17 protein-coding genes are annotated in these 18,805 nt (G+C 38.0%); 8 read left to right on the top strand and 9 right to left on the bottom strand.

What is annotated here, in order from left to right; genetic code table 11:
• Positions 1 to 17: 17 nt before the first annotated feature.
• Complete coding sequence (locus B4N43_RS20480; RefSeq protein WP_286736035.1) at positions 18 to 2,420, bottom strand: outer membrane beta-barrel protein; 2,403 nt, start codon at positions 2,418 to 2,420, stop codon at positions 18 to 20.
• A 247-nt stretch (positions 2,421 to 2,667) separates the two neighbouring features.
• On the opposite strand from B4N43_RS20480, the gene B4N43_RS20475 reads away from it, so the two are divergent.
• The gene (locus tag B4N43_RS20475) at positions 2,668 to 3,690 is read left to right on the top strand and encodes a bestrophin family protein (RefSeq protein WP_075992821.1); all 1,023 of its coding nucleotides are present in this window, start codon (positions 2,668 to 2,670) and stop codon (positions 3,688 to 3,690) included.
• A 6-nt stretch (positions 3,691 to 3,696) separates the two neighbouring features.
• On the opposite strand, the gene B4N43_RS20470 is transcribed toward B4N43_RS20475, so the two are convergent.
• Positions 3,697 to 4,155, bottom strand: a complete 459-nt coding sequence (locus B4N43_RS20470) for an Lrp/AsnC family transcriptional regulator (RefSeq protein WP_286736034.1) — start codon at positions 4,153 to 4,155, stop codon at positions 3,697 to 3,699.
• 145 nt (positions 4,156 to 4,300) lie between these two features.
• On the opposite strand from B4N43_RS20470, the gene B4N43_RS20465 reads away from it, so the two are divergent.
• Entirely contained in the window at positions 4,301 to 5,506 is a 1,206-nt protein-coding gene (locus B4N43_RS20465; protein ID WP_145326850.1) for an aminotransferase class I/II-fold pyridoxal phosphate-dependent enzyme, read from the top strand.
• Between the two features lie 209 nt (positions 5,507 to 5,715).
• The gene (locus B4N43_RS20460; protein ID WP_088161732.1) at positions 5,716 to 6,900 is read left to right on the top strand and encodes a metallophosphoesterase; all 1,185 of its coding nucleotides are present in this window, start codon (positions 5,716 to 5,718) and stop codon (positions 6,898 to 6,900) included.
• 35 nt (positions 6,901 to 6,935) lie between these two features.
• Here the strand turns inward: B4N43_RS20460 and B4N43_RS20455 are convergent, their stop codons facing one another.
• Both B4N43_RS20455 and B4N43_RS20450 read right to left on the bottom strand, forming a co-directional pair.
• Positions 6,936 to 7,340: an NUDIX hydrolase gene (locus B4N43_RS20455; RefSeq protein WP_075992819.1), complete on the bottom strand. Its 405-nt coding sequence runs from the start codon at positions 7,338 to 7,340 to the stop codon at positions 6,936 to 6,938.
• Positions 7,341 to 7,439: 99 nt separating this feature from the next.
• Positions 7,440 to 8,090 (bottom strand): ankyrin repeat domain-containing protein, encoded by a 651-nt coding sequence (locus B4N43_RS20450; RefSeq protein WP_286736033.1) that lies wholly within the window; start codon positions 8,088 to 8,090, stop codon positions 7,440 to 7,442.
• Positions 8,091 to 8,503: 413 nt separating this feature from the next.
• Between B4N43_RS20450 and B4N43_RS20445 the strand changes: the two genes are divergently transcribed.
• Positions 8,504 to 9,715, top strand: coding sequence for an amidohydrolase (locus tag B4N43_RS20445; protein ID WP_286736032.1), 1,212 nt, complete (start codon positions 8,504 to 8,506; stop codon positions 9,713 to 9,715).
• A gap of 225 nt (positions 9,716 to 9,940) precedes the next feature.
• Entirely contained in the window at positions 9,941 to 10,684 is a 744-nt protein-coding gene (gene arr, locus B4N43_RS20440; protein WP_286736031.1) for an NAD(+)--rifampin ADP-ribosyltransferase, read from the top strand.
• A gap of 32 nt (positions 10,685 to 10,716) precedes the next feature.
• On the opposite strand, the gene B4N43_RS20435 is transcribed toward arr, so the two are convergent.
• Both B4N43_RS20435 and B4N43_RS20430 read right to left on the bottom strand, forming a co-directional pair.
• Positions 10,717 to 11,301 carry a hypothetical protein gene (locus B4N43_RS20435; RefSeq protein WP_286736030.1) on the bottom strand — a complete coding sequence of 195 codons (585 nt, stop codon included), beginning with the start codon at positions 11,299 to 11,301 and terminating at the stop codon, positions 10,717 to 10,719.
• Positions 11,302 to 11,626: 325 nt separating this feature from the next.
• On the bottom strand, positions 11,627 to 12,193 hold the full coding sequence (locus B4N43_RS20430) for a YceI family protein (protein ID WP_075992815.1): 567 nt from the start codon (positions 12,191 to 12,193) through the stop codon (positions 11,627 to 11,629).
• A 199-nt stretch (positions 12,194 to 12,392) separates the two neighbouring features.
• On the opposite strand from B4N43_RS20430, the gene B4N43_RS20425 reads away from it, so the two are divergent.
• Complete coding sequence (locus B4N43_RS20425; RefSeq protein ID WP_075992814.1) at positions 12,393 to 13,448, top strand: NAD(P)-dependent alcohol dehydrogenase; 1,056 nt, start codon at positions 12,393 to 12,395, stop codon at positions 13,446 to 13,448.
• Positions 13,449 to 13,464: 16 nt separating this feature from the next.
• Here the strand turns inward: B4N43_RS20425 and B4N43_RS20420 are convergent, their stop codons facing one another.
• Complete coding sequence (locus B4N43_RS20420) at positions 13,465 to 13,932, bottom strand: GNAT family N-acetyltransferase (RefSeq protein ID WP_286736029.1); 468 nt, start codon at positions 13,930 to 13,932, stop codon at positions 13,465 to 13,467.
• Between the two features lie 322 nt (positions 13,933 to 14,254).
• Here B4N43_RS20420 and B4N43_RS20415 point away from each other — a divergent pair, with 322 nt between their 5' ends.
• A complete protein-coding gene (locus B4N43_RS20415) occupies positions 14,255 to 15,199 on the top strand; it encodes an aldo/keto reductase (RefSeq protein WP_201668230.1) in 945 nt (314 codons plus the stop codon).
• A 139-nt stretch (positions 15,200 to 15,338) separates the two neighbouring features.
• Positions 15,339 to 17,054, top strand: a complete 1,716-nt coding sequence (locus tag B4N43_RS20410) for a hypothetical protein (RefSeq protein WP_286736028.1) — start codon at positions 15,339 to 15,341, stop codon at positions 17,052 to 17,054.
• Positions 17,055 to 17,099: 45 nt separating this feature from the next.
• On the opposite strand, the gene B4N43_RS20405 is transcribed toward B4N43_RS20410, so the two are convergent.
• Positions 17,100 to 17,831: a DUF3667 domain-containing protein gene (locus B4N43_RS20405; RefSeq protein ID WP_083663647.1), complete on the bottom strand. Its 732-nt coding sequence runs from the start codon at positions 17,829 to 17,831 to the stop codon at positions 17,100 to 17,102.
• A gap of 84 nt (positions 17,832 to 17,915) precedes the next feature.
• Positions 17,916 to 18,722, bottom strand: a complete 807-nt coding sequence (locus B4N43_RS20400; RefSeq protein WP_286736027.1) for a DUF5694 domain-containing protein — start codon at positions 18,720 to 18,722, stop codon at positions 17,916 to 17,918.
• Between the last annotated feature and the right edge of the window lie 83 nt (positions 18,723 to 18,805).

The following is an 18,805-nucleotide window of genomic DNA, read 5'->3' as shown; positions in this document are numbered from 1 at the left end:
AAAAAATAGCGGTACATTTATAATCTTCCTTTCTCCTCCATACTGCTTGATTCCATTCGTTTTGCTTTAAAGGTAGTGCCGGTTTTGAAGTTATATAGTAAAGAAATGGAGCATACACGCGATTGCTCCCTGTGCATTATCCAGATTTTAGTATTGTTAAAATAACTTGTCGCCCGATAATTATTGGTAAAAAAGATGTCGCTAATATTTGCCTTGGCAACCAATTGATCTTTGATTAATTTTTTCTGAATCCCTAGATCAACGGAGCCGATGGCTTTAGTAACAATATTTCCAAGTAACATTTGGGGGGTGTAAAAAGCATTCAGATTTATACTATATCCTTTGCCAAAGGAAATTTCTTGTTCTGTCTGTAATATAAAAGAAGCTTTCTTTAGATTAAAATAGGGGGAAGTTGAACGTGTATGAGTGAATAAAATCGTGTTCGTACTTGACCAGCAGGGTAGCAATGAAATGGGAGCGCTCAGAGTGGCCGTCCATACTCCTTGAGTCCCCGCGTTGTCTTTAATAATCGTTAACAGTTCTTCTTCTGCCTGGTTGCGTATAATTTGCGAGATCGCATTTTTGGTATGGGAATAGTTCAAAGCAGTATAATATTTTTCTTTCCATAATCCACTAATTTCGAACGAATTTGTGAACTGCGGTTTCAGAAAGGGATTTCCTGTCTGTACGGAATAATTATCTATATAATATTTATAAGGGTTTAAATCAAAATATGAGGGCCGTTTAATTCTTCTATTGTAGGTAAGTGATACATAATTGCTTCCCTGCGAGTTTAAATTCTTCTTTAAAAAAATACTTGGGAACAAATTGAAATAGCCTTGTGCGAGTTTGTCCCTTTGCTCGCTCAAAAGTTGTCCTTGAATATTGGATTTCTCGCCTCTTAATCCCAATTGATAATCTATTTGGGCCCATTTTCCCGTATAATTTGCATAGGTAGCATAAATTCGTTCTTCATAATTGAACTGGAAATCAAGGGCAGGCATTGGCATCCAGGCCTGATGAAAGACCTGGTATCGATTGGTATTCATGATATCCGTCGCGGTCGCTTTTATACCAATTGATAAATTGTTTCCAGATTTAGTTATCCAATTATACTTTGCGTCGCCAGTAAAAATTTTTGCTTTGCTGGGATAATCCAATCTGAACAAAGTATCACTGCGTATGTTACCATTCGCATCGAAATCGACACTATTGCTGATACTATTTCCGTTTCGTTGATTGTTTGTATAATCGATAACAAGGCTGAATTTCGAATGTAAACTGTCTGTTTCCAAAACATAATTTAAACCGAGATTTTGGTAGTTAGATTTTGATTCAGATGGGAAGCTACCTTGCGAGCGGATGTTTTTTGCCGCATCGGGATAGGTAATTGTCGAATGCGCCGTGGATGGTCCAAGGAAACTGCTGTATTGACCGGTGTAGGAAAAGCCTAGAAATTGTTTCCCCGTGAAATCATAGGTCGCACCAAGCCGTATACGGTCGTTTTTGTTGGTCTGAGTGTTTTCCGTTTCTTGCTGATATAATCCCTGATTTGGAAAATCTCGTCGTTGTTTTAGTTCCTCGTATGACTTTGCACGACTATGGGAATAACTTGCCATTAAACCAACTTTACCTAGTTGATAATTCAAACCTGCATAAGGAGTGTACGTTACATATTTTCCAAGCCCAATTGCATAGTCATTGCCAATATAACCATTGAGTCCCTGTTTATCTTGCTTTTTTAGCACAATATTGATGATACCACCACTGCCTTCTGCATCGAACTCTGCCGAGGGATGTGCGATAATCTCAATGGATTGGATGTCGTTGGAACGCAAGGTTTGAAGGTAGTTCCTGAGATCATTTCCCGCGAGGTTAATACTTTTGCCATCGACAAGAATACGTGTTCCTACAACCCCATTAATGGAGATTTGACCATTGTTAACGAATACCCCGGGAGCCATTTTAAATAATTCCAAAGCCGATTTTCCAGAAGCATTGGCGGTTTGTGCTACATTCATAATGAGGCGGTCAATTTTTCGCTGTATTGTTGGTTTGCGCTTATTTACTGTTACTTCATCTAACATGAGGTTGGATAGTAGTGATTTTGGGACAATGAACGCTAGCGGGGCTTTAAGGTCATTAATTTCAATTTTATGTTGCGTTTTGAGTACATTTTCCACGCGAATCGAAACGAGGTAAGTCCCTTTTTCGGTAAGCGTTAACTGAAAATTTCCATGTTCATCTGTTATTTTTTCAATGAGAGAATCTTTCCTTACATCTAACGCACGAAAGGCTAATGAAGCATAGGGGATCGACGCGCCATATTGATCCGAGACTTTACCAACAATGGCGGTTTGGGCGAACAGGAAGTTGTTAAGGAGAAAGGTGATAAGACTGAAAGTAATTAATTTGATCATAAATTTTGAATAATTATTCAAAACTAGTTTCGCTGGTGGCTTATTTCAATTTTTTTGGATATAAGGAAACCTTTTAGGGATGGAAGCCGTAAATTTAAGGATAAGCCATATAAAGCGACGAGGTTTATTGTTATAAAAATGAGCGAGATAAAATATCATCGTGCCGAAAACAATTTAGCGTATTGGACAGTTACAATTTAAATTGTACTTTCATAACGTTTTTATTAAAGGAAGATATTTAATTTTTATGATCACAACCAAGTATTTTAACCATCGACAAATATTTAATTTAGCGGGCGCACATTTAATATGGCTGACGCTTTGGTGCTCTCTGGTGGCGGTCATCTATTATTTTTTTAATTGGCAGTGGATGATAATTCCTTGGGTGCCATTGGCTTTGATTGGAACCGCTGAGGCTTTTTATGTCGGGTTTAAGAATAATCAGGCCTATGATAGACTTTGGGAAGCCCGGAAAATCTGGGGTGGGATTGTCAATTCAAGTCGTTCTTTCACGGCAATGTTATATGCCTTTGATACTCAAGATGGTGATCATACCGATTTGGAGGAGCGGAGGAAAAGGATTGCCTATCGCCATATAGCTTGGTTATATACTTTTCGTGAGCAGTTGTTGATCCCGACAGAATGGGAGCATGTCAGTTTGAAAAAACACTTTGGTTCAATGAATGTTAAACGGAACAGACTGATAAAGGCTGGCTTTCCTGATTACAGTAGAACATCGATTTTTTTGCGCAAATACCTTTCTACAGATGAGTTTAAGTTGCAGAGCACCTATAAAAATTTTGCAACGTATTTGATTTCTAAACAAGCAAAGGAAGTTAATGCATTGAAAAATGATCAAATCATTTCGGATTTTAACCAAACGCAACTGCAGAATTGCCTGAATCAATTTTACGACTATCAAGGTCAGGCAGAAAGAATCAAAAAATTTCCTTCACCGAGACAGTTTGCCAGTACAGCATTTGTCTTTAATGTTATTCTCATCATTCTGCTCCCATTGGGCCTAGTAAATGAATTTGCGAAATTGGGCGACTGGGGGATATGGACGAGTATTCCTTTTTGTGTGGTAATTGGATGGATTTATATTGTGATGGAATTGGTCGGCGATTATACTGAAAATCCTTTTGGAGGACTCATGTTTGATGTGCCTATGCTTTCGATTTGTCGAACCATAGAAATTGATGTGTTGCAAATGGTGGGAGATGAGGATCTTCCGGAAGCAATAGCATCAAAAAATGGTGTTTTGGTTTAAATTTTCTTACAGATCAATTGCAATCGTATTTTTCACTTCAGCGATCATAAATGAGCTATGGGTGCTTGCGATATGCTGTAGGCTCGTTAATTTCGTTAACATAAAACTGCGATAATCTGCCATATCCTGGACACAAATCTTTAGGATATAGTCGTAGTCGCCACTCACGTGGAAACACTCTGTTACCTCCTGAAGGTTCATGACCTCTTTTTCAAATTGTAAGATATACTCCTTTTTGTGCTGTGTTAATTTTACGTGGCATAATACAAGGAAGTCTTTTGCTATTTTCTTTTTGTCAAGTATGGCGACATAGCCTGTGATAATTCCAGTATTTTCGAGTTTACGTACTCTTTCATAGACCGCTGTTACGGACAAGCTCAGTTTGTAGGAGAGTTCTTTGGTCGTTTGTTTGGCATCTTCCTGTAGAAAACGCAATAGCTTACGGTCAATCTCGTCAAATTGCATAGATTTTTTTTTTGGTTTTTACTAGCTCGTTTTAAATCAGCTAGATGTTTTAACTAATTATTGGTTATATAATAGATTTATATTCTAAGATAAGTAAAATTACTTGTAATATAATTTTAAATATCTCAATTTTAAAGATAAAAACATGGAAAATTTTAATGCAGCAAATGAAATTCAAGATTTGCAATACTTTGGTGAGTTTGGAGGTGTGAACCCGTCAATTTCTGATAGCTCTACCTATACTTTTCTTTCGGCTAAAAAAATGTTCGACACATTTGAAGGGAATGCGGAAGGCTGTTATCTCTATTCAAGGCATTCGTCGCCCATGAATTTGTATTTGGCACAAGCCTTAGCAAAAATGGAGGATACCGCTGCGGCCAATGTAACATCTTCGGGGATGGGAGCGATTACAACAGTTCTTTTACAACTATGTAAAAGTGGTGACCATATCATTTCAAGTAGGACAATCTACGGTGGAACTTATGCCTTTCTTAAAAATTTTCTCCCGCCTTTCCAGATTGAGACGACATTTTTGGATATTAATGATGTCGAAGAACTCGAAAAATCGATAAGACCTAATACAAAAGTGTTGTATTGTGAAAGTGTGAGCAACCCTTTATTGCATGTGGCAGATTTAAGAAAACTTTCGGCCATCTGTAAAAAACACAAGCTAAAACTGATTGTCGACAATACGTTTTCTCCATTATCCATCTCACCAACACTTTTGGGAGCGGACATTGTTATTCATAGTTTAACGAAATTTATCAATGGCAGCAGTGACACAGTCGGTGGGGTTTATTGTGGAAGTCAGGAGTTTATTAATGAAACGAAAAATGTGAACACAGGTGCCTGTATGTTATTGGGGCCAACGATGGACAGCTTACGTTCGGCAAGTATATTGAAGAATTTAAGAACACTTCATATACGGATGAAACAACATAGTTATAATGCAATGTATCTTGCCGAACGGTTTGAGAAAGATGGATTAAAGGTATCTTATCCGGGCTTGCAGTCGCATCGAGATCATGAACTAATGAAAACTATGATGCATGAGACCTATGGTTTTGGTGGCTTAATGACAGTTGACGTGGAAACAACCGAAAAAGCCAATGAACTAATGGAACTGATGCAGGCTGAAAATTTAGGGTATTTAGCTGTCAGCCTAGGATTCTATAAGACCCTATTCTCCTGTTCGGGTAGCTCTACGTCGTCAGAAATTCCTGAGGAAGATCGTTTGAAGATGGGTATTTCCGATGGATTGATCAGGTTTTCCATTGGTCTAGATCAAGACATTGAGCGTACCTACCAAAAAATGAGAGCATGTATGCAAAAGACTGGAATTTTGGAGTAATAAGCAGTATCTCGGTTGGGTTCATTTATGGGATAATCAGACATCTTGACATGTTTTGGAGGAAACTATGGATAGTTTTCTGATTGATTGGAGTGCAAAAAGTTTCAATTGTCACATAGACATCACTATTTACGATGAAAGGGGCTGTAATAGCTCAAAAATCTCTTTTGGCATATCATTAGCAATTTAAAATCAATATTTTAGTTAATATGGCAAAGAGACTTTTACTGATATTATTCTTATTTGTTTTGGGTGATATCTATTTTTTTCAGGCTTTCAGTACGGTTATTCGTGGTTCGATTTGGCAGAACATGTATTGGGGGATTGATATCCTGTTGTTTTTTGGTGTTTTTACATTAATTTTTTTGCGGAGAGCGGGTTATGATGTCCAGGAGACAGCAACAAGTCTGATTACAGCATTTTTAATTGTTTTCATACCAAAATTGCTTGCTGTTCCCTTTTTATTTGTTGAAGATCTGATGCGTATTTTTCGTTCCTTTCCTCCACGTAGTATATTTTTGAGTGAGATTGTATTGTTTTTGGCGGGGGCCATGTTATTGGTTATTTTTTTCGGTTTAACGAAAGGTCGTTATTTTTATAAAGTGAGAGAGGAAGTATTGAGTTTTCCTGATCTACCTACGGCGTTTGACGGTTTTAAAATTACGCAGCTATCGGATATTCATTCTGGTAGTTTATCTGATATCAAAAGGGTACGTAAAGGTATCGAATTGGCAAATGCACAAAACAGTGATCTGGTATTGTTTACGGGTGATTTAGTCAATAATAAAGCTTCCGAAATGGAACCCTGGGTTTCGGACTTCAACCGATTAGAAGCTCCTTCGGGCAAGTTTTCAGTCCTTGGAAATCACGATTATGGGGACTACGTACAATGGGAAAGTGTTGAATCAAAAGCCTTAAATTTGAATAGGCTTAAGGAAATTCATCATGAAATGGGATTTAAATTGCTGCTAAATGAATCGATAGCAATAGAAAAGCAAGGTGAGCGTATTTCGTTAATTGGAGTTGAGAATTGGGGGAAAGGAGGGTTTCATCAATATGGTGATCTTGCTAAAGCAACCCTTGGATTGGACGCGGATACCTTCAAAATTTTGATGTCTCATGATCCTTCACATTGGGATCATGTTACTTTGGACTATGACCAACATGTCCATCTGACGCTGGCAGGACATACGCATGGTATGCAGTTTGGGATAGAACTATTTGGGTTAAAATGGAGTCCAATTCAATATTTTTATAAACAGTGGGCTGGACTCTATCAAAAACAAGGAAAATATCTTTATGTCAACCGCGGTTTTGGTTTTCACGGCCTAAAAGGTCGGATAGGTGTTTGGCCTGAAATTACGGTTATTACATTACGGAAAAGCGTTGTCTGATATTTTGGTATGAGAAACAACGCTCATCTGTTCTATCAATCGATAAGATTCATTTCCTTTAATCGGCTAAAGATAATCTGATCTACGGCAGAAGTCCTATGTTTGTCCTTATAGGTTAACCATTCAAATGTCTCGATTTCATTCGCTGGATGCAATACTCCTTCGAAATCAGAAAAGTAGCAGATCATTCTTACGAGCGTACCTTGATTTCGTCCATCGGCGATTGCTTCAAAGGTGCCCAAAAGGCGCATTGATTCTTCGACGATGTGCACAGAAAGCTCCTCCAGTATTTCTCTTTTTAAACAGGTAATATCGGATTCATTATTCTCTCGTTTACCACCAGGAAAGTAAAATTTTGTTTTAGTCTTGGAACGTGTGCTCAGGATTTTCCTATCTTTAATGCTAATTAAAGCAACTTTGTCTATTATTTTATGCTGCATATTGCAAAACTAGCCATTGAGAATGAAAAATCAGATAGCATAGTGAGATACTGCTTGAAATTTTATTCAAATTTAAGTTATTTAAAGGAAGATGAACCTTTATATTTCTGATGTTAGTATCTTAACAATTTCTTTGAAGCCTCTTTGTTTTGCGTGTTGCAAAGGGCTTGTGCCATTGAAGTCAGGAATATCCAATTTTGCCCCAGCATCTTTTAGAATCTGAATAATTTCCTGATATTTTTTACTTCCGTCACCGAGTACAATTGCTTCCATCAAAGCAGTCCATCCTAAACGATTGACATGGTCCAATGGGAAATTTTTGGTATTGGCCAATAATCTTACCGTTTCTACATATCCACGTTCACAAGCCGGGATTAAAGCTGTGCCATTATATCGATTAAATAAATCAAAGCGAGCGCCGTGATATAAGAAAAGTTTGACGAGTTCAACTTGCCCACTTGCTCCTGCGTATAAAAATGGGCTGTCCATATTGTCGGCCTGAAGGTTGACATCGGCACCATACTCTACCAATAATTTAGCCATTTCAATATTTCCGTTGTTTGTCGCGATAAGTAGAATAGAACGTTTATTCGTATCTTCACTATTCACGTTGGCATTATTTTCTAGCGCTTTTTTCACTCCCTCTAAGTCATTTTTGGTGACCAATTTAATAATTTCTTCCTGGGACGAATTTTCGGTATATGAGTTTTCTGTTAATGCCGATCGGCACGAATTTGTTATGCTCATCATTATCAGGAGTATTAAAGTTGTTTTCATCATTTTATTGTGCTATAATTTTTTCGATAAAGCCGAAGAAGCTTCGATGTTTAATACAAAAATAGTAGCTAAGGCTGTTTTTACAATGTGGTTTTCATTCCATCTGTTGGACAATTTATTACTACAGTGTATTTTAAGTGTCGTTCTCATTGGTCTCATGCTGGCTGAAAGTACATTCGTGGTAGTTTCACCTTATGTATACTGTTGAGCAAAAGTCGGCGCTGTGATAAATTGTTCAAATATCGAGATGTATTCTGCAAAAGATCAGGGAGAATCATTGCGACCTTTGTTCTGGTGATACTGAATAATAAATGTGGAAAAATAATACCGTTTCTATTGTCCAGTAAATTTTAGAGAACAAGAAAAAGAATATTATCAAAATAAATATGAAAGCTAAAACATATATTTTAAAAAACGTACGGCTTGAGACAGGATTCGAGTTTGATGGAAAGGAAGTTATAAGCACAAATACGGCTTTATTCTGTGTTGAAGTTGAAGAGGGTAAGATCAAAGGAATCAAACCAAATACTGCAAATGCTAATGCGATCGATGCAAAAGGACATTTGATGTTGCCGGCTTTTAAGGATATGCATGCCCATTTGGATAAAATGTTGTTTGGTCTGCCATGGGAAGCTGTATCGCCAACACGGCATACCGTAAAAGATATGATCGCGTATGAGCAGAAGATGATCCCAGAATGGTTAAGCACCTCAGTCGAAAGAACGGGCAAAATGCTGAGTTTTCTGCAGGCATACGGAACTGATTTTATTCGTTCACATTTCAATGTCGATCCAACATCTGGACTAAAATCGTTAACAAATTTGGAAAAGGCACTGGCATCGAAAAAAGACACGGTAGAAGCGGAGCTGGTTGCTTTTCCACAGCATGGCCTTTATTATACAGATACTTTACCCATTTTGAAGGATGTTGCAAAACTGGATGCTGTTAGTTTCATAGGTGGAGTAGATCCGTACTCTTTGGACGGAAGTATCGAAAAAAGTATGGGCCAGATTACGCAGTTGGCGCTTGATAACAATAAGGGCATTGACATACACCTCCATGAAATGGGAGAAAGTGGTATGAAGACAATCGATTTTTTGATCGACCGTACATTGGAAAACCCTCAATTAAAAGGGAAAGCTTTTGTTAGCCATGCTTTTGCACTTAGTCGTCTCACAAATGTAGAAGCCGAAAAAATTGCGGCACGTCTCGCAGAGGCGGGTGTAGGAATTGTGTCCTCTGTGCCCTTTGGCAATATGATTATGCCTATTCCGACACTTCGGAAATATGGTGTGGAGGTTTTGATTGGAAATGACAATATTCAGGATCACTGGAATACGTTTGGCTCGGGAAACATGCTGCAGAAAGCGAATCTTATTGCTGAGCTTTATGGTTATGGAACAGAATTCGGCTTATCTAGAACACTCGCTTTCGCGACACGCTACAAATTGCCTTTGGACAATAATGGAAATCAACAATGGCCGAAAGTGGGTGATGAAGCAAGCATGGTTTTTGTTGAGGCAAGTTGTTCCGCTGAAGCAGTTTCTCGTATTTCACCGGTGACTTCCTTGATACACAAGGGCAATATTGCATTCTAAAGAGACCGACTATCGGATAATTTAGCTGCTCTCTGGAGGTCAACTGTTCTCGGGATTCCAGCGAGAAATATTGAAAATAAGAGAACAATTTTGTTGAAGAGCTGGTTATTCTTAATAACTGGCTTTTTACATACCGAGCCTTCCTTAAGTCCTGATGTTACTAAGGGTGTTCAATTATAACTACAGCGAGGATAATATTCGGTTGAATAGATAATAATTTATACGATGGAATTTTTACCATTTAACGGGGTTGTCAAACTTTGCCTAAAAGGCATACAATTGGAAGAAAACGGTAAATACGATGAAGCCCTGTCTTTTTTTACAGAGGGTTATCGGGAGGCAAGCGATGACCATGAGAAGTTTATTGCAGCCTATTTTGTATCTCGGCAGCAGAAAACGGTGTCGGATCGTTTAAAATGGCTGCACATAGCCTTAGATCACGCATTGGTAATCAGTGATGATCGGACTACCAGTGCATTGCCCGGAATGTATTTGAAGATTTGTGCCTGTTACACAAGTTTAGGAGAAGAAGCAATGGCAAGTGAATATGCAAGGTTGGCCTCTTCTTTTAAGAACATTCCCTTTGATAAGGGACCTTTTTATCACGGTACAAAAGCAGATGCACAAATCGGCGATTTATTGGTTCCAGGCTTCAATTCCAACTATCAAGCCGACTTCAAAATGAATCATATTTATTTTACAGGTATGATGAATGGGGCCGGACTTGCAGCGGCCCTGGCAAAAGGTGAGCGCAGCGAGCGCGTATTTATTGTTGAACCTACCGGTTATTATGAGCATGACCCTAATCTGACGGACCAGAAGTTTCCCGGAAATCCGACACGTTCCTATAGATCTGAATTTCCATTAAAAATTATAGGTGAGGTTGCTGAATGGATAAAACTAGGTGTTCAGGAACTTGAAAAATTTCGTGATAAACTAGATCAGAATGATGGTGAGATTATCAATTAAGAAACCTGGAGCGGTTGCTCCGGCAATCGGAATTATGTCTTACTGATAACAATCTTACTGATGACTTCAAAATCTGAAATTCGATAATCGTCGTCAAAAAATAACCCGTTGATATAACGTTGTATAGGATAGAACAGATCGGCCGGTGTATCACCGAAAAATGTTTTGAAATCGTTCGGAATAGAATACAGATAATTGTATTGCCCTTTACCCAAACTGATACCGCCGATCTTTTTGAGATAACCCGTTATCTTATGTTTAGTTTTGTTGGAGAATGCTTCTTTCGTCTCTATAAAATAATCTTCAATGTAAAAATTACGGATATCCTGAAGATTAAGTATGCTGTTTGGAGCAGGTTTGATACGTCTTGAATAGGATACATCAACCAAAATACAACTGGCTTTATGCGCTTTCGAGAGATCAATAAAGTAGCCTTCATCGACCATAAGGTGTTTACTGTCTTTATATACACCGAGCAGCATTTCATTGATCTCCCGATCCGAATAATCGGATATATTAGAAGATCTTCCCAACTTTTCAAATGCGAGATCACTTTCACTCCAATTTTTTCTAATTCTATTAAGCTCGTGCTGTTGAAAAGTTTTTATTTTCTCCATATATAATTTGTCTAACCTTACTTTAGCGAGTTTAAAGATAATTTTAAAACTTTACTTTCATCAATCTTATGGCTTGCAAAGTGCAATTTGAATCAAATCTAATTTAATAGAGTCTTTGTTTAATGCGGTCGTACTGCGCTAATGCACTATTTCTGAGGAAGAATAAGTGTAATAATTGTTGGATTTTCCGTGTCGATATAAGGTGACATCACAGCTTTAAGTAGCCCGTGTGTCAAATCATTTTGAGTAAATTGCATCGATTCTCGGCGCGATTATGTAGTGAAGGAAGAGCCACCTGTATTAACAAATGGCTCCTACGAAGTTTTTATTTTACAGCCTTAAGCACGATATCTAAGGTGAATTCATCATCGATGGCGCGATTGCCTAAGTCGGAGAAAAAGCTTGCTGAACGATACTGTATATCAAAGTCCAGTCGATTTACCTTAACTCCTATAGCTTCAGCAGAAAGTCCGTCTGCAGTTGTGGTGACTTTTGCTGGAAAGGAGATCGATTTTGTTTTATTCTTAATCGTCAGATTACCCGTTATGATTGGATTACCTTTGCTATTATCAACTTTACTGATGACAAATTTACTGCTGGGGTAGGTAGGCACATTGAAGAAATCTTCATTTTTTAGGTGCCCGGTCAATTTAGGAGCATCAGTACAAGCCATGGAATTCATATCTATGGTAAAACCACCGCCGGTAATTTTCCCCTTTTCTGTCTGTACCGTTCCATCTTGTATATTGATTGTTCCCACATGTCCCCCGACAACTTTTTTCGCATTCCATTTGATTGTCGAATTTTGCGTGTTCACTTTGTAGCTTATCTTTTGGGCGAAGGCCATTGATGTTAAGCAAATAATTGCTAGCGTTAGACTGGTTCTTTTCATTGAAGTGATTTATATGAACTCAAATATACATGGTCTTGTGCGGATAGTTCTATGTTTAAACTTGTTTTTTTGTTTGCGCAGTGTCAATATTGTGCCTGCCTTTCTTTATTCGTCATCGATACCCGCTAACTTAGTACAGCGTAAATAGGGGATCGAAGATATCTTCGTATCCAAATTGTGGTCTATAAAAAAAGATAATATGATTAAGTCGAAAGGTTATGCGGCGAAAGACAGTAGTTCTCCACTTGAATACTGGGAGTTTGAAAGGAGAGAGCTTGGTGCAAACGATGTTTTAATAGATATCTTGTACAGCGGGATCTGTCACTCTGATATTCATCAAGTACATGATGAGTGGGGTGGAACACAATACCCAATTGTTCCTGGGCACGAAATTGTTGGTCGGATAAGTGCAGTTGGTCCTGGGGTGACTAAGTTCAAAAAAGGTGACCTGGCGGGTGTCGGTTGTATGGTTGCTTCTTGTGGCGAATGCGATAACTGTAAGTCAGACCAACAACAGTTCTGTTCAGAAAAAAAGACCGTCTGGACGTACAACAGTAAAGATGTGATGCATGATCACAGCTTTACTTTTGGTGGTTATAGCAATAATATTGTTGCGGATGCAGACTTTGTTCTGCATGTGCCTGAATCTTTGGATATTAAAAAGGTGGCACCGCTACTCTGTGCTGGAATCACCACCTATTCGCCATTAAAAAGATGGAATATTAGCAAGGGGCATAAAGTTGGCGTGTTGGGCTTAGGCGGATTGGGACATATGGCTGTTAAAATTGCAGTGGCAATGGGGGCAGAAGTCACAATGATAAGCCATTCACCACGCAAAAAGGACGATGCCGCTCTACTTGGAGCACACAAATTCTTAAACACCCATGAGGCTGATGAAATAAAGGAATTCTCCTCGTATTTTGATTTTATTATTGATACCGTATCGGCACCACATGACTATAATCTCTATCTTGCATTATTGAAAACAAAAGGAGTTTATATTTGCGTGGGGATTCCAGCTGCACCCATGGAAATTAATGGACGCTCAATCATGGGGGGAAATAAGATCCTAACGGCTTCCAGCATCGGGGGAATACAGGAAACGCAGGATATGCTCGATTTTTGTGCTGAACATAATATTCTACCCGAAACAGAAATGATTGATATCGATTATGTAAATGAGGCGTATCAAAGAGTATTGGATAGTGATGTGAAATATCGTTTTGTAATCGATATGTCGTCTATTGAAAAGTAATGAAAAAACAGGTCGGTTAAAGAGCCGACCTGTTTTTTAAAATCTTATCCTTGTCTGAGTACTTCATATGATATGAATGCTCATCTTCTCCGATAATTTCGAAACCAAGACTAAAGTAGAGCTTTTGCGCTTTATTGGTTTTTAATACATGTAATGAAATCGACTTCCCTTCGTAAATTGCTTCATCTATAAGATCTTTTAATATCTTTTTTCCTAGCCCTTTCCCTTGGTATCGGGGATCGATCTGTATTTGAATCAACTCGATATGAGCCCGTCCTTTCTCGGTTTTCAAAAGTCCGATAGGGATATGGTTGTATTCAATGATAGCAGCATGTTCAAATTTGTATTTAATTCTTTGTAGATGTGAATCCCTCGTTGTGGGTAAAGCAGCGGCTATAAAATGTTGGGTCATTGTCTTTAATCGTAGATCTAAAAGAAAAGTCAAATCACTTTCCATTGCTCGTCTATATACTATTGGGATCATAGATGATTGGGTTTTATCAATGTAATCTGTTCAATCTATCGAAGGCTTTATCTGACATGCTCAAAGAAGGTCAGATTGATATGGGCCATGAGTACGAAGATAAGATTTTTAGCTATGAGCACAATGATCTGATCGAAAGTCGGCTGCAATTTAGTATAATCATAGTAACTGCGTACTAAATTGCAATAGCGTACTTTACTCTTTTTGACATTTAGATGTGAAGAATGCTGGCGTGGCTCAAGATGAATACCGTAACTTTAGCTTTATAGCTGTACTTACATAGCGATTTTTTATTTAAAGGAACAATAAACAGATAATTTCAATGAAAAAGGTAGAAATACAACACACAGATTTGCAGATAGCTCCAATTAATTTTGGCGGGAATGTTTTTGGCTGGACATTAGATGAGCAAAAATCGTTTGAAATGCTAGATAAATTTGTAGGAGCAGGATTTAATTTTATCGATACGGCAGATACGTATTCTTGGTGGGTGAATGGAACCGGCGGGCAGTCCGAAGAAATTATTGGGAAATGGTTAAAAAGCCGTGGCAACCGTCAAAATATAGTAATCGCAACAAAAGTTGGATCCGAGACTAAGGAGCACGGGTATGATATCTCAAGAAAACATATTTTGAAATCTGCTGATGAATCGTTGCGACGATTGGGAGTAGATCATATTGATTTATACTATACCCACTTTGACGATAACGTAACCCCTGTGGAAGAGACATTGTCGGCTTATGCTGACTTAATAAAAGCAGGTAAGGTACGTTATATTGCCGCTTCTAATCTATCGCCAACGCGGTTAACGGAAAGCTTTGATGTTGCGGAGAAAAATGGTCTTCCTAAATATGTTGCTTTGCAACCGCATTACAATTTGGTAGAGCGTGCTGGTTTTGAAACAGATTATGCGGGATTGGTCGAGAAGTACGGTTTGAGTGTATTTCCATATTGGTCGCTTGCTGCAGGTTTCTTGACCGGTAAATACCGTACTGAAGCTGACTTTGATAAAACGGCTAGGGGCGGTGGGATCAAAAAATATTTTGATGCTAAAGGTAAAGCTGTCCTAAAAGCGCTCGATGTTATCTCCGAGAAACATGGGACAAAACAGGCTACTGTAGCATTAGCATGGTTGTTGGCTAAACCGCTAATTACCGCTCCCATTGTAAGTGCTACAAGTGAGAGTCAATTGGATACACTATGTGCGGCGCCGACTCTTAAATTAGATACGGAAGATATTGAATTATTAAATGAGGTCAGCAAATGAAATAGTGATAAAGAGTAAAAACAAAATCCCTACATTTCTTAGGGATTTTGTTTTTATTGGGAAGCCGTTCCTAATAGAAGGTAGAAATTGCTTACGCATTTTAACAAGTTTATCGTAAATTGGAGCCTAAATTGATCTTATGAAACAGTTCCTAGTATTATTTTCTTTCATGCTTTTTGGCAGAAGTTATGCGCAAATACTTACACCTTATGAACGGGGTAATGGCAATCAATCGGCAACTTTTGAGGAAATGCGGGCATATTATCAGGAATTGGCACGGAAATATACAACAATTCACTATGAAACACGGGGAGAAGACGATAACAATAAACCAATAGATGTTGTTGTATTTAATCCGTTTGGAAAGACACTGGAAGTGGCTAGGGAAGAGAAGTGCGTTTTATTGGTCAACAATGGTATTCATCCTGGAGAGCCAGACGGTATTGATGCGACTATGATGCTTATGCGCGATTTGGCAACAGGAAAGATAAAGGCACCTCAAAATGTTATTGTTGTTGCGCTGGCGAGTTATAATGTGAGTGGGATGTTAAATCGTGGGAGCTTTTCTAGAGCTAATCAAAATGGCCCTGAAGAGTATGGTTTTCGTGGAAATGCAAGACACTATGACTTAAATAGGGATTTTATTAAGACAGATACTAAAAACTCGCGGAGCTTTCAGCGGATTTTCCAATGGGTCAAACCAGATGTTTTTATAGATAATCATGTCAGCAATGGAGCCGATTATCAGTACACCTTCACCTATATCTCAACAAACAAAGAACGTTTAGGAAACCTTTTGGGAAATTATTTTAACAGCCACATGCAAAAGAACTTACTCAAGGATCTCCAAAAGAAAGGATTTATGTCTGTTCCCTATGTCAACATCCACAACGATGTGCCCGATGGTGGTTTTCCAACCTTTATGGATTCGCCAAGATACGCAACAGGCTACACCAGTCTATTTAATGTAATCGGAACTGTTGTGGAAACACATATGTTGAAACCTTATCAAGAACGTGTCAAAGCGACTTATGACTATATGCGTTGTAACTTGGATTTTATCGAACAGAATTATAAGGTGATTAAACAAAAAAGAGCTGAAAACCTAAAGCAATATCAAATAGGGGATAAATATGCCATAGCATGGAAGCTTGATTCATCAAAATATGAATCGCTGGAATTTAAGGGCTTCGAGGCAAAATATAAACCAAGTGACGTTTCTTCGAAAGATAGGTTGTGGTATGATAGAAACGCTAAGTTTTCAAAACAAGTTAAGTTATATAATACATATGTTCCGACAAAAGAAGTGACGATTCCATCGTATTATGTCATTCCGCAGTCTGAATGGAAAGTTATTGAATTGTTGACACTCAATCAAATCAAGATGATTCCGCTTAAACAAGATTCTGTTATTGCGGTGGAACAGTATAGGATTAAGGATTTCAAGACAACTTCAAGTCCATATGAGGGGCATTATTTACATTTTGACACCAGCCTCCTTAGGGACTCCAACAAGGTAAACTTCAGTGCCGGTGACTTTTTGGTCCCTTTGAATCAGGACGGTGTGAAGTTTCTGCTGGAAACCTTGGAACCTGAAGCAATAGACTCTTATTTTAATTGGAATTTCTTTGATGCGATCTTAGGACAGAAAGAATACTATTCAGCTTATGTTTTTGAAGATACAGCAGCCAAGCTTCTAAAAGAGAATAAAGATTTAAGATCTGCCTTTGAACGCGAAAAGATGAACAACCCTAAACTTGCTGCAAGTAGTAGTGCGCAGCTGGATTGGATATACAAACATTCACCTTATTATGAAGAGTCACATCTTCTTTATCCCATTTATCGCATCAATTGATGATGGTGGCTTCTTAGATACATGTCTGCATCAGTCAAAAAAATGCTATTTTATAAGTACATCCAATGTAATACCAATGAAAAGTATGACGATCAAATAGGAGAAAAAACCTATTATTGAAGCGGCAAATGCTTTAAAATAGTTGATCTTTTTAGCTTTATCAAAAAACTGTCCTATGGCCCAGGAGTAATATATACAAATTACTAAAGTTGCATATAGGATTAAACTTTGGTGCGTGATACCGTCAATTATTGCAAAAAGTGCATAAATTAACATTGTCATCCCCATAATAAAACATAATAAGATGATGATTTCAAAAAGATTATAACCGTATTTTTTAAAAAATAATTTAGTCCAAAGGGCAATAAAGAACCCCATAATAATGTTAGCATAACCATAATGACCTTGTAGCCATCGAAAGATGTTGGTTGTGATGACGAGTTTGCTTTCAATACCATGGCTGTCGATTGATTGCAAATAGCGCTCTTCAGTATGGAAAAAGTGGGCAATAATAGAATACACTAAAGATGTGACAATAACGAAAATAATAGGTTTGACCAGTCGGCTGCGATTTTCAGAAATGTAGTTTTGCACATTCTTACCTGGAGCTGTCACCAATTCTCGAATGGTATAGAGAATACCGCGTTCAAAGTGAAGCACATGTTCTATTTCGTGGGTGATATAATGAGCGTCTATCCTTTTTAGCGTCGCAGGTTGGCCACAATCGGGACAGAATTTTGATGTAATGCCCGTGCCACAGTTTCTGCATGTTATCATGTTGAAGTGTTTCTTTAAGTAATTAAGGTTTGTTAATCTGTTTCATTCGAAAGTCGCCAAAAGAGTCTTTGCTTACCGATGGTTTTATTGAAGGTATTCGGCAACCTCTACGAGTTTGTATTTGGGGCTCCGTTGCAAAAGTTCACCAAGGAAAGCTGCGTGAGTAGCGCCCGTGATTAGCAAAATTCGATCCTGCCCAGTGACTGGGATCTGATTTAAATTGGAGAATATCCGTAGATTTCTTCGGTAGAATTTACTGGCTTCATCTGCTCCTTCAAAATTACCTTTTGTACTGCTGTAGGTTAAGATATCGGCGTTTACATTGATAAACTTTTGCAAGGTCTCTTTTTGATTAAATACCTTTAATTTTTCTAAAATGGAGAGTTTATCAATATGGGTGAATTCCTGCATAATTTTTCCCATGTAGCTTTTATAGGTTACACTGTCTACCTGATTCTCCAACTCATTTGCAATGTTGTAATTATAAGCAGCAGTTTGTTGTTCATCAATTCCATAAATTTTTTTTACCCCTGCAAGTTTGCCAACTTCATATGCAATTATGGCTATTTCACCACCGAACTTAGCTTTATATCCTTTATCTTTAATAAAAGAGCTGTAATCGCCGTTCAATTCTTCGTTTTTTTTAGGAATGATTTCCACGCAGATGATAGTTGGTTTAAAGTCTGCCAATAGTTTGGCTACTTGGTATGTTTCTTTTCTGTTTTTTTGATCTTTTTCGTCAAATTCCACTTTATGTGCATCAGGCGTATAGCTCATGTGAAATGTCCCAAAATTTAGAACCTCAATTTTCTGCTGTGCATAGCTGTTTCCAAAAAATAAGATCCCGATAGCGATTCCAATATTTCGAATTTGAATAGTGTTAATAAGCATTTGTGTAAGAAGTGGTTTTATGTTTTTTCCGGCTTTTCGTTCAGTTAGCTATATTTCTTAGCTGTTTTGTCCAAAAGTATTAC

It is taken from the genome of Sphingobacterium sp. UBA1897, from assembly GCF_002337775.1.
GTDB classification, from domain to species: Bacteria; Bacteroidota; Bacteroidia; order Sphingobacteriales; family Sphingobacteriaceae; genus Sphingobacterium; species Sphingobacterium siyangense.
Note: the sequence above shows the minus strand (reverse complement) of the source record. Positions and strands in the feature narration are given on the sequence as shown.